Source organism: Janthinobacterium sp. LS2A (assembly GCF_036543145.1).
Lineage (GTDB): Bacteria > Pseudomonadota > Gammaproteobacteria > Burkholderiales > Burkholderiaceae_D > Janthinobacterium > Janthinobacterium aestuarii.
Map to the genome: position 1 here is coordinate 515,584 of NZ_JAZHPB010000003.1, position 23,818 is coordinate 539,401.

General features: G+C 64.7%; 21 protein-coding genes. 3 read left to right on the plus strand and 18 right to left on the minus strand.

Features of this window, described 5'->3' with window-relative positions; all coding sequences use genetic code 11:
• Window positions 1-10: 10 nt before the first annotated feature.
• A complete protein-coding gene (gene catC, locus V3C40_RS12475) occupies window positions 11-301 on the minus strand; it encodes a muconolactone Delta-isomerase (RefSeq protein WP_070303391.1) in 291 nt (96 codons plus the stop codon).
• Window positions 302-310: 9 nt separating this feature from the next.
• Complete coding sequence (locus V3C40_RS12480; RefSeq protein WP_331777578.1) at window positions 311-1,420, minus strand: muconate/chloromuconate family cycloisomerase; 1,110 nt, start codon at window positions 1,418-1,420, stop codon at window positions 311-313.
• A gap of 102 nt (window positions 1,421-1,522) precedes the next feature.
• Here V3C40_RS12480 and V3C40_RS12485 point away from each other — a divergent pair, with 102 nt between their 5' ends.
• Window positions 1,523-2,437: a LysR family transcriptional regulator gene (locus tag V3C40_RS12485; RefSeq protein ID WP_034754711.1), complete on the plus strand. Its 915-nt coding sequence runs from the start codon at window positions 1,523-1,525 to the stop codon at window positions 2,435-2,437.
• A gap of 6 nt (window positions 2,438-2,443) precedes the next feature.
• Here V3C40_RS12485 and V3C40_RS12490 read toward each other — a convergent pair whose 3' ends face one another.
• The 14 genes from V3C40_RS12490 to V3C40_RS12555 all read right to left on the minus strand — a co-directional run bounded on the left by V3C40_RS12490 (window position 2,444) and on the right by V3C40_RS12555 (window position 18,275).
• Window positions 2,444-2,827, minus strand: a complete 384-nt coding sequence (locus V3C40_RS12490) for a hypothetical protein (protein ID WP_331777579.1) — start codon at window positions 2,825-2,827, stop codon at window positions 2,444-2,446.
• Between the two features lie 56 nt (window positions 2,828-2,883).
• A complete protein-coding gene (locus tag V3C40_RS12495) occupies window positions 2,884-4,221 on the minus strand; it encodes a PepSY-associated TM helix domain-containing protein (protein ID WP_331777580.1) in 1,338 nt (445 codons plus the stop codon).
• Window positions 4,222-4,229: 8 nt separating this feature from the next.
• Entirely contained in the window at window positions 4,230-6,353 is a 2,124-nt protein-coding gene (locus tag V3C40_RS12500) for a TonB-dependent receptor family protein (RefSeq protein WP_331777581.1), read from the minus strand.
• A gap of 77 nt (window positions 6,354-6,430) precedes the next feature.
• Complete coding sequence (locus V3C40_RS12505; protein WP_331777582.1) at window positions 6,431-6,838, minus strand: DUF2946 domain-containing protein; 408 nt, start codon at window positions 6,836-6,838, stop codon at window positions 6,431-6,433.
• A gap of 47 nt (window positions 6,839-6,885) precedes the next feature.
• Complete coding sequence (locus V3C40_RS12510) at window positions 6,886-7,482, minus strand: PqiC family protein (protein ID WP_331777583.1); 597 nt, start codon at window positions 7,480-7,482, stop codon at window positions 6,886-6,888.
• Window positions 7,479-9,110, minus strand: coding sequence for a PqiB family protein (locus tag V3C40_RS12515; protein ID WP_072454258.1), 1,632 nt, complete (start codon window positions 9,108-9,110; stop codon window positions 7,479-7,481). The genes V3C40_RS12510 and V3C40_RS12515 overlap by 4 nt, the downstream gene beginning before the upstream one ends.
• The gene (locus V3C40_RS12520) at window positions 9,103-10,395 is read right to left on the minus strand and encodes a paraquat-inducible protein A (protein WP_442907250.1); all 1,293 of its coding nucleotides are present in this window, start codon (window positions 10,393-10,395) and stop codon (window positions 9,103-9,105) included. The genes V3C40_RS12515 and V3C40_RS12520 overlap by 8 nt, the downstream gene beginning before the upstream one ends.
• Window positions 10,396-10,525: 130 nt before the next feature.
• Complete coding sequence (locus tag V3C40_RS12525; protein ID WP_331777585.1) at window positions 10,526-11,875, minus strand: amidase; 1,350 nt, start codon at window positions 11,873-11,875, stop codon at window positions 10,526-10,528.
• A 4-nt stretch (window positions 11,876-11,879) separates the two neighbouring features.
• The gene (locus V3C40_RS12530) at window positions 11,880-12,557 is read right to left on the minus strand and encodes a DUF2848 domain-containing protein (RefSeq protein WP_331777586.1); all 678 of its coding nucleotides are present in this window, start codon (window positions 12,555-12,557) and stop codon (window positions 11,880-11,882) included.
• Window positions 12,558-12,561: 4 nt separating this feature from the next.
• Window positions 12,562-13,890 (minus strand): MFS transporter, encoded by a 1,329-nt coding sequence (locus tag V3C40_RS12535; RefSeq protein ID WP_139090127.1) that lies wholly within the window; start codon window positions 13,888-13,890, stop codon window positions 12,562-12,564.
• A 108-nt stretch (window positions 13,891-13,998) separates the two neighbouring features.
• The gene (locus V3C40_RS12540) at window positions 13,999-14,670 is read right to left on the minus strand and encodes a hypothetical protein (RefSeq protein WP_331777587.1); all 672 of its coding nucleotides are present in this window, start codon (window positions 14,668-14,670) and stop codon (window positions 13,999-14,001) included.
• A 168-nt stretch (window positions 14,671-14,838) separates the two neighbouring features.
• Window positions 14,839-15,753 (minus strand): LysR family transcriptional regulator, encoded by a 915-nt coding sequence (locus tag V3C40_RS12545; protein WP_331777588.1) that lies wholly within the window; start codon window positions 15,751-15,753, stop codon window positions 14,839-14,841.
• Between the two features lie 57 nt (window positions 15,754-15,810).
• Complete coding sequence (locus tag V3C40_RS12550) at window positions 15,811-17,046, minus strand: M20/M25/M40 family metallo-hydrolase (RefSeq protein ID WP_331777589.1); 1,236 nt, start codon at window positions 17,044-17,046, stop codon at window positions 15,811-15,813.
• A complete protein-coding gene (locus tag V3C40_RS12555) occupies window positions 17,043-18,275 on the minus strand; it encodes a urate hydroxylase PuuD (RefSeq protein WP_331777590.1) in 1,233 nt (410 codons plus the stop codon). Before V3C40_RS12555 ends, V3C40_RS12550 begins: the two co-directional genes overlap by 4 nt.
• A gap of 131 nt (window positions 18,276-18,406) precedes the next feature.
• Here V3C40_RS12555 and V3C40_RS12560 point away from each other — a divergent pair, with 131 nt between their 5' ends.
• Window positions 18,407-19,345 carry a LysR family transcriptional regulator gene (locus V3C40_RS12560; RefSeq protein ID WP_034754583.1) on the plus strand — a complete coding sequence of 313 codons (939 nt, stop codon included), beginning with the start codon at window positions 18,407-18,409 and terminating at the stop codon, window positions 19,343-19,345.
• Window positions 19,346-19,417: 72 nt separating this feature from the next.
• The gene (locus tag V3C40_RS12565; protein ID WP_331777591.1) at window positions 19,418-21,172 is read left to right on the plus strand and encodes an allantoate amidohydrolase; all 1,755 of its coding nucleotides are present in this window, start codon (window positions 19,418-19,420) and stop codon (window positions 21,170-21,172) included.
• Between the two features lie 2 nt (window positions 21,173-21,174).
• Here the strand turns inward: V3C40_RS12565 and V3C40_RS12570 are convergent, their stop codons facing one another.
• Window positions 21,175-22,410, minus strand: a complete 1,236-nt coding sequence (locus V3C40_RS12570; RefSeq protein ID WP_219330070.1) for a Zn-dependent hydrolase — start codon at window positions 22,408-22,410, stop codon at window positions 21,175-21,177.
• A gap of 10 nt (window positions 22,411-22,420) precedes the next feature.
• Window positions 22,421-23,812, minus strand: a complete 1,392-nt coding sequence (hydA, locus tag V3C40_RS12575) for a dihydropyrimidinase (RefSeq protein WP_331777592.1) — start codon at window positions 23,810-23,812, stop codon at window positions 22,421-22,423.
• Window positions 23,813-23,818 lie beyond the last annotated feature (6 nt).

The following is a 23,818-nucleotide window of genomic DNA, read 5'->3' on the forward strand; positions in this document are numbered from 1 at the left end:
GCATGTCTCCTCAGGAATCGTCGTCGCGCACCGACGAGGGATGGCGGCACAGCGGCATCACGTCGATCTGCATATAGGGAAACAGCGGCAGGGAGGTCAGCAAATTATGCAGCTCGTCCACGCTATCCACGTCGAAGACGCTGACGTTCGCGTACTGGCCGGCGATGCGCCACAGGTGGCGCCACTTGCCCTCGTGCTGCAGGCGTTGCGCCAGTTCCTTTTCCGTTTGCTTCAGCTGCGCCGCCTGCTCGGCGGGCATACTCAAGGGCAGGTTCACGTTCATGCGTACATGGAATAACATGGTTTCTCCTTATTGACGCTGCATGGAGCGCAGCTTGTCCATATCGATCTCGACGCCCAGGCCCGGCCCTGTCGGCACCTGCAGCATGAAGTCGCGGTAGACGAGCGGCTCGCGCAAGACTTCCTGCGTCAGCAGCAAAGGCCCGAACAGTTCCGTGCCCCAGGCCAGTTCCGCAAACGTGGAACACACGTGGGCCGTGGCGGCCGTGCCGACGCCGCCTTCGAGCATGGTCCCGCCGTACAGGCCCACGCCCGCCAGGCGCGCCACGGTGGCCACTTCCAGCGCGGGCAGCAAGCCGCCCGACTGGGTGATTTTTACGGCATACACGTCGGCCGCATCGGCCTGCGCCAGCGCCAGCGCATCGGCAGGACCGTGCAGGGCTTCGTCGGCCATGATGGCCACGTCGAAGCGCTGCTTCAGGCGCGCCAGCGCGGCGCGGTTACCGGCCTTGACGGGCTGCTCGATCAGGTCGACGCCGCCCGCTTCCAGTGCGGCGATACCGCGCACGGCGTCCGTCTCGCTCCAGGCCTGGTTGACGTCGACGCGCACGCTGGCCCGTTCGCCCAGCGCCCGCTTGATCTCCAGCACGTGGGCCACGTCATCCATCACGTCGCGCAAGCCGATCTTCAGCTTGAAGATGCGGTGGCGGCGCAGTTCCAGCATGTTTTCCCCTTCGGCGATATCGCGCGCCGTGTCGCCGCTGGCCAGCACCCAGGCCACGGGCAGCGCATCGCGCACGCGCCCGCCCAGCAATTCCGACAGCGGCACGTTCAGGCGGCGCGCCTGGGCGTCCAGCAGGGCCGTCTCAATCGCGCACTTGGCGAAGCGGTTGCCCTGGATGACCTTGCGCACCCTGGCCATGGCTTTGGCCACCTCGCTCGCTTCCATGCCGACCAGCAGCGGCGCGATGTAGGTATCGATATTCGTCTTGATGCTTTCCGGGCTTTCGCCGCCGTAGCCCAGGCCGCCGATGGTGGTCGCTTCGCCCCAGCCCGTGATGCCGTCGGCGCAGCGCAGCCGCACCAGCACCAGGGTTTGCGTATTCATGGTGGCGACCGACATGCGGTGCGGGCGGATGGTAGGCACATCGACCAGGTAGGTCTCGATATTTTGAATCATATTTATTCCGTATAATTCTGTGGAGTGGTGACACGATATTCCCCGAATCTCGCCACGTCCAACACCGAGTTGGTATCAAACCTATACCTGAAAGGTATGAAGATGGAATTACGGCACTTGCGATACTTCGTTGCGGTCGCAGAGGAAAGGAACTTCACGCGGGCCGCCGCGCGCCTGCATATCGCGCAGCCGCCGCTGAGCCGGCAGATGCAGCAGCTGGAAGAAACCTTGGGCGTGGCGCTGATCGAAAAAGGGTCGCGGCCCTTGCGGCTGACGGAAGCGGGCGAGTTTTTCCTCGCCCATGCACGCCCCCTGCTCGACCAGGTGCGCGACCTGCAGGCGATGACGCAGCGCGTGGGCAAGCTGGAACGCACGCTGTCGATCGGCTTCGTCGCCTCGACCCTGTATGGAGAATTGCCCGACATCGTGCACCGCTTTTGCGAGCGCCATCCCGAGGTCGACGTGACCCTGCATGAAATGACGACGGTGCAGCAGTTGAAGGCCCTGAAGGAAGGCCGCATCGACGTGGGTTTCGGGCGTTTGAAAAGCGAAGACCCCAGCATCCGCCGCATTCTGCTGCGCGAGGAGCGGCTGGTGGTGGCCCTGCCGCCCGGCCACCGCTTGGCCAAGGGAGAAGGCGGATTGCGCCTGACGGACCTGACCCACGAAACCCTGCTCGTGTATCCGAAAGCGCCCCGCCCCAGCTTTGCCGACCAGGTGCTGGCCATGTTCAGCGAAGGCAATGTCACGCCCGGTCCCGTCACGGAAGTGCGCGAGCTGCAGATTTCCATGGGACTGGTGGCGGCCGGCCAGGGCATTTCCATCGTGCCGGAAAGCGTGCAAGCCATGCATCACCGGAACGTCGTGTACCGCAAGCTGGACGACAAGCATGCGTTCTCGCCCATCTTATTCAGCATGCGGCATAGGGACCGCTCGCCCGAGTTGGAAAACATCCTCGCTGCCGTGTACTCGATCTACGATGAACACGGCATCGCGCACGTCAAGGAAAGCCTGTAGCGATGACTACGCGGCGTCGGCCAGCAATTCCGGGCGCAGCGCGCGGATGCGCAATTCCGTGAAATAGCCGCCCGCCTCGTTGTAGCGCAGGTAGTGGCGGCCGCAGTTCAGGCAGCGGGCCACCTGGCTCAGGTTGGCCGGATAGTAGCGCGGTGCGATGGGCGCATCGATGCTGTCGTAGCGCGTGCCGTGCGGGTGGTACTCGGCAAACGTCGGTTCCTCGTACGGGTCTTCGCGCAGGGTGCCGACTTCTTCAAAGCGGTCCAGCTCCAGCGAGGTAGGCAGGCGCTGCCAGGCGTCGAGCGGGACGGCGCAGCAGCTGCATTTTTTTGTCACCAGCGCCGACGCGGCGGCCAGTGCGGACAAGGCGGGAAAGTCGATGAATACCATGTTCAGCCGTTACAAGGGGACGGCCCATGGCAACGAGCCTGGCCGCACCCCTTATTCTAGCGCAGTCGCATCCTGCCGATACGCGCACCGCATTTCGCCAGGACCAGCTCCAGCAACAGCAGCATGCCGCCGGAAACGAGCAGCAGCGGCATCAGCGCACACATGGCGGCCGCCGCCAGCCAGGCCAGCGCGGAAGGCGACGTCCAGGCGCCCGGCAGCAGCTTGGGCAAACCCAGCGAGCCAGGCAAGCGCCGCTTGAAAAACATCACCCAGCCCGACACCAGCGAGAACAGCACGCTGGCGCCAAAGACCAGCAGCAAGGCCTGGTTCCACCAGCCGAATTCGCCGCGATGAAACGGGATGCCGATGGCGGTGGCCTTGCCGAACGCCGTCTGCGCCTCCCAGCCCGCGTAATACAGGGGCTTGCCGCTGTAGGCGTCGAACTGCAGGTCGAAGCGCAGGGTGGGCTGGCTGCGGTCGGCCATCGTGGCGCGCCACACATCGTCCTGGCTGGCCGGCGCCGTCAGCTGCACGGCGATGGCCGGCGCATGGCTGCGCGCCACCTTCCACGCATCCTGCCAGTCGAGCGGAGCACCCGCCTCGGTCGAATGCAAGCCGCGCGGCGCGGGCGGCGGCGCCTGGCCGCTGACGTCGCGCAGCGCGCGGACGCGCCCGCCTGCCTGCTGGCTCCACGTCAGCCCCGTCGTCAGGATCACGAAGCTGACGATACCGAGCGCCACGCCGAGAAACGCATGCCACTGGCGCCAGCCATTGCGGCCCCGCGCGCCTCGCTTCGGCAAGCCTGATTGCGCGCCGCGCGGCCACCAGAGCACCACGCCCGTCACCAGCATCACCATCAGCCAGCTGGCGGCCAGCTCGATCATCCAGCGCCAGCCATCATTTTGCAGCAGGCGCGAATGCAGTTTCTTGGCCCAGTTGCCGAAGCGCTCGCTGCTGGCCAGGCTGCCCAGCACGCGCGCATCATAGGGGTTCACATACATGACGATGGCTTGCGCGGGCAGGCCGAACTTCGGCCTGGCTTTCACCGGCATCCCATGTCCAGCATGTTCATCGTGCGCGCCGCCGGGCGGCGCGAACGCCACTTGCACCGCATCGTTGGCCTGAAACGGCGGCACCACGTGCTGCACCGTCCAGCCACGCGGCGCGGCCCGTTCGGCGGCCGCCACGGCGGCGTCCAGCGGCAGCATGGACGCTTGCGGCGCCACATGATCGAGGTGCTGGTACAGCCTTGCCTCGATCTGCGGCGTGAACACGTACAGGATGCCCGTCAGGGTGGCCACCAGCGCGAAGGGCGAGGCGATCAGCGCGGCCCAGAAGTGGATGCGCCAGTACAGGCTTTTGCGGCGCGCGATGAGAAAGGTGAAATCGTCCATGGCCGTCCTCACAGTGCGCTATAGGTATAGGACAGGCCCAGCATCACGCTGCGCGGCGCACCGGGCGTGTACTGGTTCTGCGTGTTGGCCGCGTAGCTACCCGTGCCCGCGTAACTGCTGCTGGCCGAATCGGCGTAGCGCTTATCCATCAGATTGCGCACCTGCGCCCACGCTTCCACCCCGCGCGCGAGCTGATAATTGGCGCGCAGATTCAGCAGCGCATGGCCCTTGTACTCCACCGTGTTGGCGTTGTTCATCCAGTAGCGGCCCTGGTGCACGGCTTCGAGCGCGATACGCGCGCCCGCCACAGGCTTGTAGCCGACCTCGAACGAGGTGATGTCGCGCGGCGCCTGCGGCATGGTGCGGCCGCTGTAATCGAGGCTGGAGGACACCTGGTAGCGCAGGTAGCGGTGGCGCGCAATGGCCGTGGCGAAGCGCGCGTCGAACGGGCCGCTGTCATAGTTCAGGCCCAGCTCCAGCCCCTCGCTGCGCGTGCGCCCCGCATTGCGGTTTTCGCTATTCCCCGGTGACACGGTATAGCTGACGATGGTGTCGCGCCCGTCGAGCCGGTACAGGGCCGTATCGAGTTTCAAACGCCCCTGCAAAAAAGCCCAGCGCAAGCCCAGCTCATAGTTGTTGTAGATGGACGGCTGCAAGTTGGCGATGCCCGTCTTGCCATACAGCTGGCTCACTTCGGGCGGCGTGAAACCCTGGCTGACGTTTGCATACGCGCTGCCCGCATGGCCGATGGCGTAGGTGGCGCCCAGCTTCGGACTCACATGCGAAAAGCTGCGCGACTCGTCGGGCGCGCCGTAACTGGCGCTGCCGCCCGGCGCCAGCCTGTTATGGTAGTCGTAGCGGATGGCGTCCGAACGGCCGCCCAGCACCACACGCGTGCCGGCCAGCGGCGTAAATTCCCACTGTGCGAAGACGGCCGTGTTGAGGATGTCCGTCTGGTAGTCGCGCACGCCCTGCGGATTGGACGCATTGGCCAGCGAGTAGCGCAGGTAGCGGCCCGTGGCCGCATCGCGCACGATGGACAGGTTATCGCTGACAAAGAGATTGTCGCTCTTGTCCACATAAACACCGGCGATCAGGCGCGAACGCAGCCAGGCGAATTCCTGCTGGTGCTTCACGTCCAGCCCCAGTGAATCGACGTGGTTGTTGTTGATGACGCCCTTGCACAGCATGCCGACGCAACTGCCGATGGAGTACGCGGGAAGCTGTCCATGGTCGTTCTTGCGCGTAAACACCGTGATGGTGCTCGTGCCATTGGCCGTCGTCTGCCCTTCCCACGCCAGATTCATGCGCGTGGTCCTGTCCTTACGGTAGGTGAACGTATTCAGGCTTTTGCCGGGATTGCGGCGGTAGTCGTTCTCGAACAGGCTGCCCGTCATGGCCGCATCGAGATCCGTGTGGACGATGGTGGCGCGCAGCTGCGACGTGGGGCTGAGCGCATAGTCGGCACGCAGCGAGAACGAATCCTTGTCGCCATAGCTGTACTCTTGCCAGTTGTCGCGCGAGCGGCGCGAACTGTAATGGGAAAAGCGCAGTCCCAGCGGGCCCCAGGTATCGCTGGCGGCCGTGTCGTAGCGCGTGTAGCCGCCCACGCTGTCGCGTCGCACGCCCACGCTTGCCGTCGGTGTCGCGCTGGCGCCTGCCGTGAGAAAGTTGACGGCGCCGCCGACGGCATTGCTGCCATACAGCGAGGAAGCGGCGCCCTTCACCACTTCCACGCCGCCGGCGCCCGCCATGTTCATCTCGTTGAGAGAATTGTGGTTGAAGACGCCCAGCGGACGGATGGGAATGCCATCTTCCAGGTACTGGTAGACGGCATTCGTGCCGATGGGCTGGCGGATGCTCATGCTGTGCTGCTCGTTGCCCAGGTCATTCCAGTACACGCCGGCGATGCGGTTGAGGATATCGCCCATGGTCTTGGGCTTGTCGCGTTCCAGGGTTTTGGCATTGATGACGCCAATCGCTTGCGGCGTTTCGGATAGCCACGATTGCGCGCGCGAGCCGGAAACGACGACGGTGTCGATGGTGTGGTCAGTTTGGTCAGGTTGCTGCGCCTGTGCGCACGGGTAAGCCACGGTGATGGCCGCGGCCAGCACCAACAGTTTCTTGTTCATGTGATTCTCGTCTAAGTGTGCGGATGCGGCGCGTCACACCGCGAGGTGGACAGCGCCAGCATTGAAAATGCAAAAACTCAGACGAGAGCGGGCGGCGCGCGCGATTGCGCGGTGGACCAGATGAACAGCGGTGCGGGTGACTGGTAGTACAGGGATGGGAAAATGGCCGTGCCGCTGGCCACAAGCAGCGGCAGCACGGGGCTGGTCGGCGGCAGGCCGACGGAGCCCGCATGCGTGGAACAGAAGGCGCAATGCTCCATCTGCATGACCTTGTCGCCTGACTTTTCATCGGCGGCGCCGTCACCGGCCTGCACAAGCTGGACAAAACGGATGCCGGCCACCGAGCAGATTTCCGCCCAACCGGAGCCGGATTCCTGCTTGGCGTTGGCGACGGCCTGGGAAATCGATGGCGCGAGCGCCGCCAGCAGGATCGCGAAACAGGCGATCCAGGCGGCGAAGCGGCGCGTGAACAAGGTCATTCCCATGGCCGCATTTTACCAGCGGCCGCCGGGACTGGGTAGCGGAAAGCGGCTCAGGCGGCCGGGCAGGCGGCGTTGCCGCTGTCAAAAGCGCGCACGACGCTTGCCGTATCGGCGGCGATGCGGTTCACGGCCCGGCGGTGGCCGAGCACCAGTTCATCGTAGCCGGCGCCCACCTTTTCATTGGCGACCGTGCGGCACGTAACCACCTTGTTGCTGGCCAGCTGGCGCACGCTCCACACAGCGTCGATCAGCGCATACTGTCCCATCACCGACTCGAAACGCTGCACATTGGTGCTGATGCGGTACACGGGCAGCTTGTCCGGGTATGGCGTGCGGAACACGTCGATGGCGCCCAGGTCGTTCGTCACGGCCGTCGACAGGGCCTGGCCGATCTCGCCGGCCAGCGGCCCCGCCCAGCGCCGCTGCTCCAGCAATTCGATGCGGCCCGACGGCGCCGTCACAACAAACTGGTTACGGCTCACCTGCTGCGGCACGCTGACGGCCAGCACCTCGACATAGTATTTGACGGGCTTGGCCGGCTGCGCGTCGGCGCCGCCGCTCAGCGTATAGAAATGCTCGGGCTGGGGCGTGGAGCAGGCGCCCAGCAGGCTGGCCGCCAGCAACGCGGAAAAAATCGGCTTCATCATTTTTTTTCATCTCCTTTTTTACCGCGGATCAGGGACTCGGGATGACGTTCCAGGTAATCCGACAGGGCATTGAGCGATTGCAGGGTTTGCGTCAATTGCTGCAAGGCCTGGCGCACGTCCGACTGCAGCGGCGAATCCTTTTGCAGCACCTGTTCGGCCGAACCAAAAGTCTGTTTCGCCGCCGTCAGGGTGTCGCGCATTTCCGGCACCACCTGGCCATCGAGCTGCTTGAACAGGGTATTGGCCTGCTTGATGGTGGCGTTCAGGTTATTGCCGATCTCCGCGTACGGCACCTGATCGAGCTTGCGGGCGATGCTGGCGATCTGCGTCTGCAATTCATCGAGGGTATTCGGCACGGTCGGCACTTCCAGCGGGTATTTGTTCGGATCGAGCGCCACCTTCGGCGCTTTCGGGAAGAAGTCGAGCGCGATGTACAGCTGGCTGGTCAGCAGGTTGCCCGTGCGTAGCTGGGCGCGCAAACCCCGGCTGACCATGCGTTCGAGCAGCTGGTGGCCGGCCGAGCCTTCCTCATCGTCGACGGCGGCCTTGAAGCGCATGCCCAGGCGGGCCGGGTACAGGTTGACGGTGACGGGCATGCGGAAGTTCTTCTTCACAGGGTCGAATTCGATACCCACCGAACGCACCTCGCCCAGCACGATGCCGCGGAAGTCCACCGTGGCGCCAGGCTGCAAGCCGCGCAGGGACTGGTCGAAATAGAACACGGTGGTGATCGCCTCGCCATCGGGCTCGCGCATGGCGCTGGCCTCGTCGGCCGCCAGGCGGTAGTTGGTGCCGGCCGGCGCCGGTTCGACGGGTTTGCGGCCATTTTCCGCCTCGAAGGCGATACCGCCCACCAGCATGGCGGCCAGTGATTGCGTATTCAGTTTAAAACCGTTCGAATCGAGGCGTACATCGACGCCGCTGGCATGCCACCAGCGCGCATCCTTGCCGACAAACTGGTCGTACGGCGCATTGACGAAAACCGACATGGTAATGCCATTGCCATCCTTGTCCAGCGCGAAGCTGACCACCTTGCCCACGCGCAGGCGATGGAAGAACAGGGGCGAGCCCACGTCGACGGAGCCGAGGCTGTCCGCATGCAAGGTGTACAGCTTGCCCTTCTGGTCTCCCGCCACGGCGGGCGGGCTCTCCATGCCGATGAAGTTCTCCTTTTTGGCTTCCGACTTGCCCGTGTCGACGCCGATGTAGGCGCCCGACAGCAAGGTGCCCAGCCCTGTCACGCCGCTGGCGCCGATCTGCGGGCGCACCACCCAGAAGCGCGAATCGGCGGTGGCGAAGCGGCGCGCTTCCTTGCTCATGTCGATCGTCACGAGCACCTTGCTCAAGTCGTCGCCCAGGGTGATGGCGCGCACCTGGCCGATATCGACATCCTTGTACTTGACCTTGGTCTTGCCCGGCTCCAGGCCTTCGGCGCTCTTGAAGCTGACCGTCACCGTGGGTCCCTGATCGAGGATGGACTTGGCGGCCAGGCCGGCGCCGATCAGCGCGGCCAGCAGCGGAATGAGCCACACCAGCGACGGCAGCCAGCGGCTGGCCGGGTCCACATCGGGTTCGGGCAGAGGCCGCGCGCCGGTTTCGGCAAGGTCGCCCGTTTCTTTGTCAGCCATGCTGTTCTCCAATCACTGTATTGTTTCCGGTATTTGCCGCACTGCTGCGTTTTTCATCCTCGGCCGCCTTGTCGTCGACGGGGTCCCAGATCAGGCGCGGGTCGAACTGCATCGCCGCCAGCATGGTCAGCACCACCACGGCGCCAAAGGCCAGCGCGCCGGGTCCGGCCGTGATCACGGCCAGCGACTTGAAGCGCACCAGCGCCACCGTCAGGGTGACGACAAAGATGTCGAGCATGGACCAGCGGCCGATGAATTCGACCATGCGGTACAAAATGGTGCGCTGGCGCGGCCGCCAGCGCGAACGCCGCTGCGCCGTGAACGCCAGCAGCGCCAGTACGCCCAGTTTCAGCATCGGCACGACCACGCTGGCGATGAAAATGATGATGGCCAGGCCCTTCGAGCCGCTGGTCCAGAACAGCACCACGCCGCTCATGATGGTGTCGTCCTGCGCGCCGAACAGCGATTGCGTCACCATCACGGGCAGCAGGTTGGCGGGAATGTAGAGGATCATGGCGGCGATCAGCAAGGCCCAGGTGCGGTTGATGCTGTCCGGTTTGCGCACATGCAGGGCCGTGCCGCAGCGCACGCACGCCAGGTGCCTGCCCTTGCCCAGAGGCGGCGCCACCAGGCCGCAGGCATGGCAGGGCAGCACCTTCTCGTCCGGCGCGAAAGCCTTGTAGCGGATGCCGGGCAGCGCCTGGCGGGTCAGGTCGTCGCCCAGGTTCCACAGGGCCTTGGGGTCGAACGAGACGACGATGGCCAGCATCAGGGTCAGCGCGCCAAACGCGAACAAGCCAGGTTGCGGCAGCACCGTGGCCAGGCTGGTCATCTTGACGACGGTGATCAGGATGCCGATCATCAGCACCTCCGTCATGCCCCATTCGCGCGCTGTCTGCACGGCGCGCAGCACGCGGTTAAAGCCCGGCACCTTGACGCCGCCGCGCAAGCCCAGCGCCACATACAGCAGGGAACCGAGTTCAATGGCGGGAAAGAGGATAGTAAACAGGAAGACCATCGTCGCCACGATGTGCATCTGCTCGGACCACAGCACGCGGATGGAACCGAGCAAGGTGGCACTGGACGTGAGGCCATTGACGTCGAGTTCGACGATGGGGAAAAACTGGGCGATCAGGAAGACGAATGCGGCGCCCAGGGTCAGCGCCACCACCTTGGTCAATTCGGCCGATGCGCCGCGCGCATGGGCGCCCCGGTACAGCACCGAGCGGCAACGGATGCAGCGCGCCTTTTCGCGGGGACGCAGCGGACGTTTGCGGTACAGCACGCCGCAGTCATGACAGCTAATCAGGTCGTATCGGTGCACAGTGTGAAGTTTGCCGGCGCCCGAAGCGCGACTTTCCCATGTCAATGCCAGCCATCATATTACATAGTTGGCATTTTCCTGCACTACGGCACTATTCTTTTGCACGCCCCCGCAGCAGCGCCTCCACGGCGCGGCCGATTTGCAGCACTTGACCATCCGCGCCGGCCAGGCCGCAAATGCCCAGTCCCACGGGCAGCTCGCCTTCCGCATGGCACGGCAGGGACAGCGCGCAGCCGTCGAGGAAGTTGATCACGCTGGCGTTGCGCAGTACGAGGCCATTCGTGGCAAAGAAGGTGGCGTCATCCGATTCCAATGGCGCGACCTGCGGCGCGACGATGGCTACGCTGGGCATCAGCCAGGCGTCGTATGGCGCCAGGCGCTGCTCCGCGATGGCGATCAGGCGCGCGCGCGCATCGAGTAAATCGATGTAGTCCGCTGCACCCTGCTGCTGGCCGCGGCGGATGCGCGCCGCCACGCGCTGGTCGTACTGCGCGCCCTTCTCTTCCAGCAGCTCCCTGTGCCAGTGCCAGGCTTCCGCCGCCACCAGCCCGCCGCCGCCATTGATACCCGGCAGTTCCAGCAATTCGGGGAAATCGAACTGCTCCACGAAGGCGCCCGCTTGCCGCAGCTGGTCCAGCGCCGCATCGAAAGCCTGCTGCACCTGCGGCTCCACGTGCGTGCCGACGTAGTCAAGGGTAAAACCGAAACGCAAGCCTTTCAGTGCCGGCGCCTGCGCGCCGATGTCATGGCCCGACAAGGCCGCGTACAGGATGGCGCAGCAGTCGACGCTGCGAGCGATGGGGCCGGCCGAATCGAGGGAACGCGACAGGGGCACCGTGCCGGCCAGCGGCACGGAAGCGGCCGTCGGCTTGAAACCGGTCAAGCCGCAAAAAGTGGACGGGATGCGGATCGAGCCGCCCGTGTCCGTGCCGAGCGCGCCGGCCGCCATGTCCAGCGCCACCGTCACGGCGCCGCCCGAGGTGGAACCGCCCGCCACGCGCTCGCCGTCCAGCGGATTGCGCGGCGTGCCGTAATGGGGATTCAAGCCCAGGCCGGAAAACGCGAATTCGCTCATGTTGGTGCGGCCCAGCAGGACGGCGCCGGCCGCGCGCAGGCGCGCCACGGCGCCCGCGTCTGCCTCGGCAGGCGGTGCATCGGCCAGCGCCAGCGAGGCGGCGCTGCTGGTTTGCCCCTTGACGTCGAACAGGTCCTTGATCGAGATGGGCACGCCGGCCAGCGGCGAGGCAACAATGCCGGCGGCGCGCGCCGCATCGCTGGCCCGCGCCTCCATCAGCGCCTGTTCGCCATCAAGGCTGACATACGCATGGCCGCCCTGCGCCCGGTGCGCCTCGGCACGCGCCAGCATCTGCTTTGTCAGCGCCACGCTGGTGATGCGGCCGGCGGCCAGGTCGGCCGCCAGTTCTCGGATGGTCTTGGTCATTGTTCTATCCTTCCACGGGCAGGGTTTGTACGGCATAGCGGTGCTGCAGGCGGCGCTGCAAGGCTGGATCATACAGCTCCAGCGCGAACGCGTCGCCATGGCCCATCTCGCCGATGATCGGCTGCGTGCCGCAAAACATGGCGCTGCCCACGGGCAGGCTGGCCTGCCCCGTGTAGCGCTGAATCAGGTCTTCCGGCGACAGCATGCGCGTCACGGGACCGTCCTGGTACAGGGCCGGCACGCCGGCACGCTCGCGCCAGGAACGCATCTGCAGCTGGTCCCAGTGGCCGGCCACGTCGGCATAACGCCACAAGGTATCGCCCACGGGCTTGCCGCACATCTGCTTCGACACCGTCACGCCATAGCTTTCCACCTTGCGGTCCGTATGATCGGAACCGATTCCCACCAGCAGGCCGTATTCCGTGGAAAACAGCACGAATTCCGCTTCGCCGGACGAATCGCCGCCCGGCACTTCGATGGCCGCGTCGCTCGATAGCAATGCCGCCGAGACGCGGTAAAACGTCGGCACGCTTTTCGGGCGCGCCACGCCGATGGCTTCCAGTTCGGCGATATGGTGTTCCACCATCGCCATGTCGCGGCCCGTCCAGCCGGCAATGATCAGGCGGTCGATATCGAAGGTGACGGGGCCGTGGCCGGCCAGTTGAAAACGCAAGGTCGTCATGATGTTATTCCTCAAGAGGGCCGCGGCCCGTTTCGCGCGCCGCAAAGACGGCGGCGCCGGTGATCAGCAAGGCCGCCGCCACGTACAGCGAGACGGCCACGGTGCTGTTGTACGAACGGTACAGACTGGCGATGACGAGCGGGGCGAAACCGCCGCCGATGACACCGGCCAGGGTGTAGGCCAGCGAGGAACCCGCATAGCGCACCTTGGTGGGGAACTGCTCGATGACGAATGCCGCTTGCGGGCCGTACATGATGGCGTGGATGACCAGGCCCACGACGACGGCCGTGACGATGGCGGCCGGGCTGGCCGTGTCTAACAAGGTGAAGAAGGCAAACGCCCACACGAGGCCCAGGATGGCGCCCAGTGCATACACGGGACGGCGGCCGATCTTGTCCGACAGCGCGCCAAAGACGGGCACCGCCAGCGCATTGCAGGCCGTGCCGACCATGATGGCGGTCAGCGCCAAGGTCGAGGACAGGTGCAGCACCGTCGTCACATACGTCAGGGTGAACACCACCACCAGCGCATACAGCACGTCCGAGCCGATACGCACGCCGCCGGCGATCAGCAAACGGCGCCAGTACACGCGCAACACGTCGCCGATCGGCGCTTCCGCCTTCGCATCCTGCTGGTCGAGTTCCTTGAACAGCGGGGTTTCCTCGATGCCGCTGCGTATCCACATGCCGAACGCCACCAGCAGCAGACTGGCGATGAACGGCATGCGCCAGCCCCAGTCCATGAATGCTTCATGCGGCAGCAGATAGGTGATCAAGCCGATGCAGCCGGTCGCCAGCAAGGTGCCGAACGATGGTCCCACCTGTGTCCACGAGGCGTTGCGGCCACGCTTGTCCGGCGCGCCGTGTTCGACGGAGATCAGCACGGCGCCCGCCCATTCGCCACCGAGCGCAATGCCTTGCACGAAACGCAGTGCCACCAGCAGGATGGGGCTCCAGATGCCGGCCGTCGCGTACGTCGGCAAGAGGCCCATCAGGCCCGTCGTCACGCCCATCAGCATCAGGGTCACGACCAGCACCCAGCGCCGTCCCAGCTTGTCGCCCAGATGGCCGAAGATCACGCCGCCGATGGGGCGCGAAATATAGCCGACCGCATACGTGGAAAAGGCCAGGATGGTGCCCGTCAGCGGGTCGAACGAGGGAAAGAACAGGTGATTGAAGATCAGCGCGGCCATGGTGTTGTAGACGGTGAAGTCATACCATTCCAGGGTCGTTCCGACCATGCTGGCCGTGGCCAGGCGGCCCGTCTTGGCCGTCGTGGCCTTCTCGCCCGGTGCCTGGGCTGCCGGATGCGCAGCGTTCGTATATGTGGTCATAGCCTACCTCTCTCGTCAGTTTTATTGCAGGCCCGGCGCAGGATGCTTTGCCCTGCGCCGTGGCCCGTGTCTCGTGTTATCGGTGCCGGCAAGATGCGCGCGGCCGTGTCAGGCAGCGCGCAGGTCCTCCTCGCGCAATTGCCAGGACAGTTGCAGGATGGCCGCCTGTTCCGCATCGAGTCCCAGCGCCGCGCTGGCGGCATTGGCGGCCGCCATGGCGGCGCTTTCGGACGACGCGTCGATCAGGAAAATCGGGTCGAGCACGCGGCCCTCCGTCCGTTCCGCCGGCAAAGGGCCGGACAGATTCGCGTCCGGTGTCAGCAGGCGCGTGGCGATGACGCCGTCAATCTGCAGCAGCTTCGTTCCCAGCGTGGCCATGGCGTCCACGGCTTGCGCGTCCTGGCCGATGGCGGGCGCGCCCAGGCGCAGCACGGCCAGCCAGGCGCCCGTGCCCATGCCCGTTTCCGCCTCAATGGCACATACACGGCGCATCGGGTCGACCATGCGCTGCAAGTTCGTCAGCGACCATGGCGTCTGCTGGCCGAAAGCCTTGAAGTAGTCGGGCGTCTGGAAGGCGCCCAGCGACACGGTGCGGTACAGGCCCAGGTATTTGCGCGGGCCGCGCACGCTCTGGTAGCGCGTGCCGCTGACGAAGCCGGGAATGCGCACGCGCTCTTCCACGTGTTCGCGATCGTACCAGCGGTTGAAATCGCGTTCGTGTTCGGGGTCGGCGCTGGTCCAGACAAACAGGATGCCTGGCAAGGTGGGGGACGTCGTCATGATGGTTCCGTTCTGCGTTATGGGTGGTGTGCCAACCCAGAATAGGTGGCACGCCATCACTTGGCAAACGGGTTATTCTGAACGCGACTGATAAGTTTTTCTTGTGGGTGGGGCCAACAATGTTGTCGGATTACGCGCTTGGACGCTAGTCCGACCTACGCCACAGCGTCAAGCTCCGTACTCCTCCGCAAGCCCCACGCTAAACCGTGCCGCCTCCTCGCACGCCAGCATGGCCACCAGCTGGATCGCTTCCGTGGTGATGTCTTCGCTGTAGCTGATGACGATGCGCTGCGGCGCCAGGCTGCTGGTGCAGGGAATCAGGGCGATGTGGCCCTGCTCGATTTCCTCGCGCAGGGGCGCCAGCGGCAGCACGGCGATGCCGAAGCCCGCTTTGACCAGGCGCACGATGGCGGAAATCGAGCTGACGCAGTGGACTCTTCCCAGCTGCACGCCCTCGTCCAGGCACAGCGCTTTCAAGGCCGAATGCGGCTGCGAGCCGCGGTTCATGGTGATGATCGGATGCTGCGCCAGTTGCGCCACCGTGAACGGCACGCCCGTATCGGGCCAGTCGGCGGCCCTGCCGGCCCAGCCCATGGCGATGGCGCCGCTGCCCGTGCTGCGGATATGGTCGCCCGTCAGCATGTCCGTCTGCAGCGCGATATCGAGTTCGCCCTGCTGCAGCTGTTCGTGCAGGCGCCGCGTCGATTCCGACGTCAGCTGAATCTCGATGCCCGGATAGCGCTCCTGCACGCGCTGCAGGAACGGGATCAGCCACGTATGCACGATGGTTTCGATGACGCCGATGCGCACCTCGCCCGTGATCAGCGCGGGCGAGGAATTGGCCGCATACATGTCGCGGCACAGTTCCAGCATGCGTTCGGCGTACACGAGCAGATTGCGCCCGGCAAAAGTCAGGCGGATTTCACGCGCGTCGCGGTCGAACAAACGCGTGCCGAAATCCTGCTCCAGCGACGCGATGCGGTTCGAGATGGCCGCCTGCGTGATGTGCAGCTTGTCGGCCGCCGTGCGAAAGCTGCCCAGCCGCGCAGCCCAGACAAACGCTTCGAGAAAACGGGTATTCAATGGGGGCTCTTCTTCACAGGTTGAGTGTCCGCCCCATTGTAAGCCAAAGCACCCGCCCTATTTCTCGCCCAGGAAGTCGAGCAGGGTCAGGGCCACGATCTTGCTCGCCTTGCGCAAATCGTCGAGCGCCAGGCGCTCGTCGGCCTTCTTCGCGTTCGACTCTGGCACCGTGCGCGGGCCGGCGCCATACAGCACGGCAGGAATGCCACGCTCGCCATACAGACGCGCATCCGCATACAGGGGCGTGCCGACGGCGGGAATGGTCTCGCCCAGAATCGCTTGCGCGTTTTTCTGCAGGCTGCCGACCAGCTGTTCGGAACCGGGCAAGGGCCGCAGCGCGTGCGACAGCAGCAGGCGACGGATCTCGAGGCGGATGCCAGGCTCGCCGCGCACGGCGTCCTCGATCAGCGCGCGCACCTGCGCCTCCACCGCCACCGGGTCTTCTTCGGGAATCATGCGGCGGTCCATCTTCATGACGACCTTGCCTGGCACCACATTGGTGTTCGTGCCGCCGTCGATGCGGCCCACCAGCATGGTGGGCGAGTCGATGCCGGCGACTTTCGATTTGATCTTTTTCAGCTCCGGCAGCTGGCCATAGATGGCATTGAGGATCTTGTTGGCCGCCTGCAGCGCATCGTGTCCCGTCTCCGGCATCGAGCCGTGGCCCGACTTGCCGTGCACGGTGATTTCCAGCTGCAGGCAGGCGTTGTGCGCCGTGACGATGCCGTAGCTGAAACCGGCGGCGATGACGAAATCAGGCTTCGTCAGCTGCTGTTCCAGCAGCCAGCCCGGCCCCAGCAAGCCGCCGAATTCCTCGTCGTACGTAAAATGCAGTTCCAACTGGCCCTTCAAGGGAATGCCCAGGGCTTCGAGCGCGCGCGCGGCAAACACATAGGTGGCGAAGTCACCTTTCGAGACGGCCGTCGCGCGGCCATAGATATAGCCGCCGTCAATCTGCCCGCCATACGGCGGATACGTCCAGTTGTCGCCGGGCGGCACCACGTCGCCATGCGCATTCAGGGCCACGGTCGGCCCGCCCGCCGCGTATGGGCGGCGCACGATCAGGTTGGTGATGCTCTGCATGCCATATGCTTCCACCTGGTCCGCCGGCACAGCGTGCTTTTCAGTGTTCCAGCCATACGCCTGCAGCAGCTGCGCCACCAGGTCCGCATGGGGCGCGTTATTGCCGGGCGGCGTATCCGTCGGCTGCTGCACCACCTGCTGTAAAAATGCGACTTCCTCGTCGAAGTGCTCGTCGATCCAGGCCGTGATTTTTTCTGCGTGCGTAGTCATTTTGCTCCTTGCATGGTCTGTTGCAGCCAGGCGCCAAGCTCGCTGCGCTCGGCCTCCGTCATATTCGTCAGGTTCCCGATCGGCATGGCTTTCAGCTCGATGGCCTGCTTGTAGATTTGCGCCGCATGCTGGCGTATTTCCGTTTCATTATCGAGCATCATGCCGGCCGGCGCCGTGGCGAAGCCCGGCTGCGTGGGCTGGGCCGAATGGCAGGTGGCGCAGCGCTGGGCGATGATGGCATGCACGGCCTTGAACTGCGCGGCCGGGTCCACCGCGGCCACGGCAGCTACCGGTGCTGGCACCTTCGGTGCGATGGCGACGGCAACAGCCAGCAGCAACGCCACGCCGAGAGCCGGATAACGCCACTCGACACGCCCCTTGTGGCGCAGATTGAAGAAGTGGCGGATGAAGACGCCGGCCGCCATGATCAGCGCCAGCACCAGCCACGCGTGGTCATTCCGGTAGGTCATCGCGTAATGGTTGCTGATCATGATGAACAGCACGGGCAACGTAAAATAATTGTTATGCACGCTGCGCTGCTTGGCCTTCAAGCCGTGCTTCGGATCGGGCAGCTTGCCGGCCGCCATGGCCTCGACCATCTTGCGCTGGCCGGGAATGATCAGCATCAGCACATTGGCCACCATGATGGTGCCGATCATGGCGCCCACGTGGATGTAGGCGGCACGCCCGCTGAGCAAATGCGTGAGCACGTAGGCGGCGCCGACGATCAGCGCGAACACCGTCACGCCGAACCACAGTTCATGTTTGGCCAACGGGGAACGGCACAGCAAATCGTACACGGTCCAGCCGATGACGAGGGTGGCGATGCCGATGCCGACAGCCTGGCCGCTGGAGATGTCCGCCACGGCCTTGTCGATCATCATGGCCTGCGCATTGAAATAATAGGCAATCGTCAGCAGCGCAAAGCCGGACAGCCACGTGGAATACGCTTCCCACTTGAACCAGTGCAGCTCCTTCGGCAGTTCGGCGGGCGCCACCAGGTATTTTTGCGGGTTGTAGAAGCCGCCGCCATGCACGGCCCACAATTCTCCCGACACGCCCTTCTTCGCCAGCTCGGAGCCGGGCGCGGGTGGGCGGATCGAGTTATCGAGCCAGACGAAATAAAAGGAAGCACCGATCCAGGCGATGCCCGTGATGACGTGCAGCCAGCGGACGATCAGGTTCAGCCACTCAAGGCCGTACGGGATCAGGTAGGCAAATACTTCCATAAATTTCCTCTAGTCAGACCGAACCAATATTCGTGCCAATCTACACAAGATAAACGGATTTACCGCCCATCACATGAAAAATATCGTATATTTGACATATTCAAATCGATATACAACAGGGCCACCGCCACATGTCCAGCCTGCCGCAGCACCTCGACCTGCATTTGATCCGCATCCTCTACCTGCTGCTGGTGGAAAAGAATGTCTCGCGCGTGGCATTGAAGCTCAATCAGCCTCAGCCCTCGATTTCCGCCTCCTTGCGCAAGCTGCGCGAATTGACGGGCGACCCGCTGCTCGTGCGCGGCGCGCGCGGCATGGTGCCGACCCAGCATGGCGAAAGCCTGCTCAATCCGGCCAAGCGCATCCTCGACCAGACGGAAAGCCTGTTCGTCAAGAAGACGCCGTTCGTGGCGCAGGAAGAGGCGCGCACCTTCCACATCGCCGCGCCCGACTACCTGGACAGCCAGTTCCTGCCCAACGTGGTGGCCCTGCTGCGCCGCGGTTCGCCGAAAAGCCGCGTCGTGCTGCATAGCCTGGGGCCGGGCATCGACCATATCCGCCAGTTGTCCGATGGTGGCCTGGACCTGGTGATCGCCAACTGGGACGAGCCGCCCGCGCACCTGCATATCTCGAAGCTGTTCGAGGACCCCATCATCTGCGCCATGCATGCGGAAAACGCCTATGCGCGGCGCACGGCCAGCGACGCCATGACCCTCGACGATTATCTGAGCCTGCCCCACGTGGCGCCGTCGCAGATGATGCCCGGCTACCACGGCGTGATCGATTCCTTCCTCGAACGGCAAAACCTGCAGCGCAACGTCGTGGTGGAGTCGGCGTACTTCGGCCTGATTCCCTACATGCTGACGCAGACGGACCTGGTACTGACCACGGGCCGGCAGTTCATGCGTTTCTACGAAAAGACCCTGCCGCTGAAAACGTACACTGTGCCCCTGAAATTTCCGCCGATGCGCTTTTACCAGCTGTGGCACCAGCGCGTGCACCAGGCGCCCGAGCACAAATGGCTGCGCGACCAGGTCAGCGCGGCCGCCAAGGCGCTGGTGCAGCGATAGCCGCTATCAGCGCGCGCATATAATGGACGCAGAACGGGGCGCTATCATCACCGCTTGCATGATCGGAAAACCATGACCACCCTTTCAGACCTGAACGCCGGCAGCCCGGCAGACTTTATCGTACGGCTGCACGGCATCTACGAACATTCGCCCTGGATCGCCCAGCGCGCGGCCGCCGCCCGGCCGTTTGCCAGCCTGACGGCACTCAAGACGGAACTGCAGCGCGTGCTGGCGCAAGCCTCGCCTGAAGAGCAGCTGGGGCTGATCCGCGCCCACCCGGAGCTGGCCGGCAAGGCCGCCATTGCCGGGCAACTGACGGCGGAATCGACGCGCGAACAGGCCAAGTCCGGCCTGAACCTGTGCAGCGCCGACGAATTTTCCACCCTGCAGCGCCTGAACAGCGACTACAACGCCAAGTTCGGCTTTCCCTTCATCCTGGCCGTCAAGGGCCCGACGGGCGAAGGCTTGACGCGCCAGGACATCATCGCCACGTTTGCGCGCCGCCTGAAGAACCGCCACGCCGATGAACTGGCCGAGTCGCTGCGGCAGATCAAGCGCATCGCCGAGCTGCGCCTGAACGAGCTGTTCGACGTGCGCCTGGACTTCGGCCCGGCCATCATGCAGCAGGCCGAAACCCTGGCCGGCTGGAGCGACAGCGATTACAACCTGACCTGCGCCTACCTGACACCGGCGCACCAGAAAACGGCCGCGCAGCTGGCCGACTGGATGCGGGAGGCTGGCATGCAGGTACACATCGACGCCGTCGGCAATGTCGTCGGCCGCTATCTGTCCGATATCCCCGATGCAAAAACCCTGATGACGGGATCGCACTACGACACGGTGCGCAACGGCGGCAAGTACGATGGCCGGCTGGGCATCGTGCTGCCGATTGCCGTCGTGCGCCACCTGCACGAACGGGGCGAAAAGCTGCCGTTTCACTTCGAGGTCGTCGGCTTCGCCGAAGAGGAAGGCGTGCGCTTCAAGAGCACGTTCCTGGGCAGCACGGCCGTCACGGGCAACTTCGACGTGTCGCTGCTGGAGCAGTTAGACGCGGACGGCGTGAGCATGCGCGACGCGCTGGCCGCCGCCGGCCACGAGGCGGGCGCCATCGGCGCCATCGCACGCGATCCCGCCAGCTTGCTCGGCTATGTGGAAGTGCATATCGAGCAGGGTCCCGTGCTGCTCGAGCGCGACCTGCCGCTGGGGATCGTCACGGCGATTGCCGGCAGCTCGCGCTACCTGGTCAATCTTGGCGGCGTGGCCAGCCACGCGGGCACCACGCCCATGACCATGCGCAAGGACGCGGCCAGTGCTGCCGCCGAAATCATCCTGCTGGTGGAACAGCGCTGCAGCCAGGGGGAAGCGCTGGTGGGCACCGTGGGCCAGCTGCACGTGCCCAACGGCTCCGTCAACGTGATCGCCGGCGCCTGCACCCTGTCGCTCGATATCCGCGCAGCCGTTGATGCCGTGCGCCAGAGCGCCGTCGACGATATTCTCGATGGCATCGCCGCCATCTGCGCGCGGCGCCAGATCGACTACCAGCTGGAACTGCTGCTGTCGGCGCGTGCGGCGCCGTGCGCACCGTGGCTGATGGCGCAGCTGGCGCAAGCCGTGGAATCGGTGGGCATCGAACCATACGCATTGCTGTCGGGCGCCGGCCACGACGCCATGGCCATGGCCGCCATCACCGACGTGGCCATGCTGTTTACCCGTTGCGGCAATGGCGGCATCAGCCACAACCCGCTGGAAACCATGACGGCCGACGACGCCGACATCGCGGCGCGCGCGCTGCTGGCGTTTTTGCGCGGCTTCCAGCCGAAGCCATAAGGTTACACCGCCACGGCCCGCTCCAGCATCGCGTGCAGCAGCACGTTGCAGCCCGCTTCCAGGTGCTCGGGCTTGGCGTCTTCGATTTCATTGTGGCTGATGCCGTCCTTGCATGGCACGAAGATCATGCCGGCCGGCGCCAGCCGGGCCGCGTAGATGGCGTCGTGGCCGGCGCCAGACACCACGTCCATCACGGAGTAGCCGAGTTTTTCCGTGGCGTTGCGCACGGCGCCCACGCAGTCGGGGTGGAACGGGCATGGCGGGTAGTAGGACACCCGTTCCAGTGAAATGCCCAGGCCCGTCCTGTCGCGCGTGGCATCGATGAAGGCCGTGATTTCGCCATGCATGGTGTTGAGCAGTTCGTCGTTCACATTGCGCAGGTCGATGCTGAATTTGACTTCGCCGGGAATCACGTTGCGGCTGTTCGGGAACACCTGCACCATGCCCACCGTGCCGCGCCCGTACGGCGGGTAGCGGTTGGCAATCGCCACCACTTCCTGCATGATGGTGGTGGCCACCTGCAGCGCATCCTTGCGCAAGCCCATGGGGGTGGGACCCGCATGCGCTTCCATGCCCGTCACCACACAGTCGTACCACGACAAGCCCATCACGGCAGGCACGACGCCGATGACTTTATCGGCATCTTCCAGCACGGGGCCCTGTTCGATATGCGTTTCAAAGTAGGCGCCGATCGGATGGTCGCCCGGCACCTGCTCGCCCTTGTATCCGATGCGCGCCAGTTCCTCGCCCACGGTTTTGCCTTCCGTGTCTTTCGCTGCATACGCCGTTTCGAGCGAAAAGGCGCCGCAAAATACGCCGGAACCCATCATCACGGGCACGAAACGCGAGCCTTCCTCGTTGGTCCAGAAGGCCACTTCGATGGGCGCCTGCGTCTTGATCTTCAGATCGTTCAGTGTGCGCACCACTTCCAGTCCGGCCAGCACGCCGTAGTTGCCATCGAACTTGCCGCCAGTCGGTTGCGTGTCGATATGGCTGCCCGTCATCACGGGCGGCAAGGTGTTATCTACGCCGTCACGGCGCATGAAGACGTTGCCGATCTGGTCAATCGTGATGCTCATGCCCGCTTCGCGCCCCCAGCCCACCACGAGGTCGCGTCCCTGCTTGTCCAGGTCCGTCAGGGCCAGGCGCTTGACGCCGCCCTTCGCTGTCGCGCCAATCTGCGCCAGCTCCATCAGGGCCGCCCACAATCGTTCGCCATTGATACGCAATGCATCCATCGTCAACTCCTTATGCTGTCGTGGCGGAAAAGGCGGGACGCTCGATATAGCGCCCGGCCCCTTCGACGGCCATCAGTTCGCCCTGGTGAAACACCACCTTGCCGGCGGCAATCGTGGTGCTGGGGATGCCGCGCACGGTGCGCCCTTCGAAGACATTGAAGCCTCCCTTGGCGAACTGCGTGGCGGCGGAAATGGTGCGCGTGCCCTGCGGGTCCCACAGCACGATGTCGGCATCGCTGCCTGCGGCGATGACACCCTTGCGCGGATACATATTGAAAATCTGCGCCGCATTGGTGGAACTGACCTTGACGAATTCGGAAGGCGTGAGCATGCCGGAATTGACGCCAGCGTCCCACACGACGGCCATGCGTTCCTCGACGCCGCCGCAGCCGTTCGGGATGCGCGTGAAGTCGTCCTTGCCGGCCGCCTTCTGCTCGGCGCAGAAGGTACAGTGGTCGGTGGCCGTCGTGTGCAGGTTGCCGCTTTGCAGACCATGCCACAGGGCCGATTGATGGTGCTTGCCGCGGAATGGCGGGCTCATGACGTGGCCGGCCACGTAATCGAAATCATCGCTCTGGTAGACGCTGTCGTCGATCACCAGGTGGCCCGCCAGCGCTTCGCCATACACGCGCTGGCCGTTGGCGCGCGCCCGTGTGATGGCGTCGAGCGACTCGGCGCACGAGACGTGCACGATGTACACGGGAGTGTTGAGGACGTTGGCAATCGCGATGGCGCGGTTGGCCGCTTCCGCTTCCACGGCCGGTGGGCGCGACAGCGGATGCGCCTGCGGTCCGGTGATGCCTTTTTTCAGCAACGCTTGCTGCAATTGAAAAACCAGCTCGCCGTTTTCCGCATGCACGGTGGGCAGCGCCCCCAGTTCCAGCGAACGGGTAAAGCTTTTCACCAGGGTTTCATCGTCGGCCATGATGGCGTTCTTGTAGGCCATGAAGTGCTTGAAGCTGTTCACGCCATGCTCGCGCACGAGGGTGCCCATCTCCGCATGTACCTGCTCGCTCCACCATGTGATCGCCACGTGGAAGGTATAGTCGCCGGCCGCCTTGGCCGACCACTCGCGCCATTGGTGATAGGCCTCGATCAAGGATTGCTTCGGCGCGGGAATGACGAAATCCATGATGGTCGTGGTGCCGCCTGCCAGCCCCGCCGCCGTGCCCGTGAAAAAATCGTCGGACGTCACCGTGCCCATGAAGGGCAAGTTCATGTGCGTGTGCGTATCGATCCCGCCCGGCATCACGTACAGGCCGCCCGCGTCGATCACGGTAGCCCCTGCCGGTACGGCCAGGTTCTCGCCGACGGCGGCGATAATGTCACCCTCGATCAGCACATCGGCGCGAAACGCGCGGTCGGCGTTGACGACGGTACCGCCACGTATCAGTGTAGTCATCTTGTC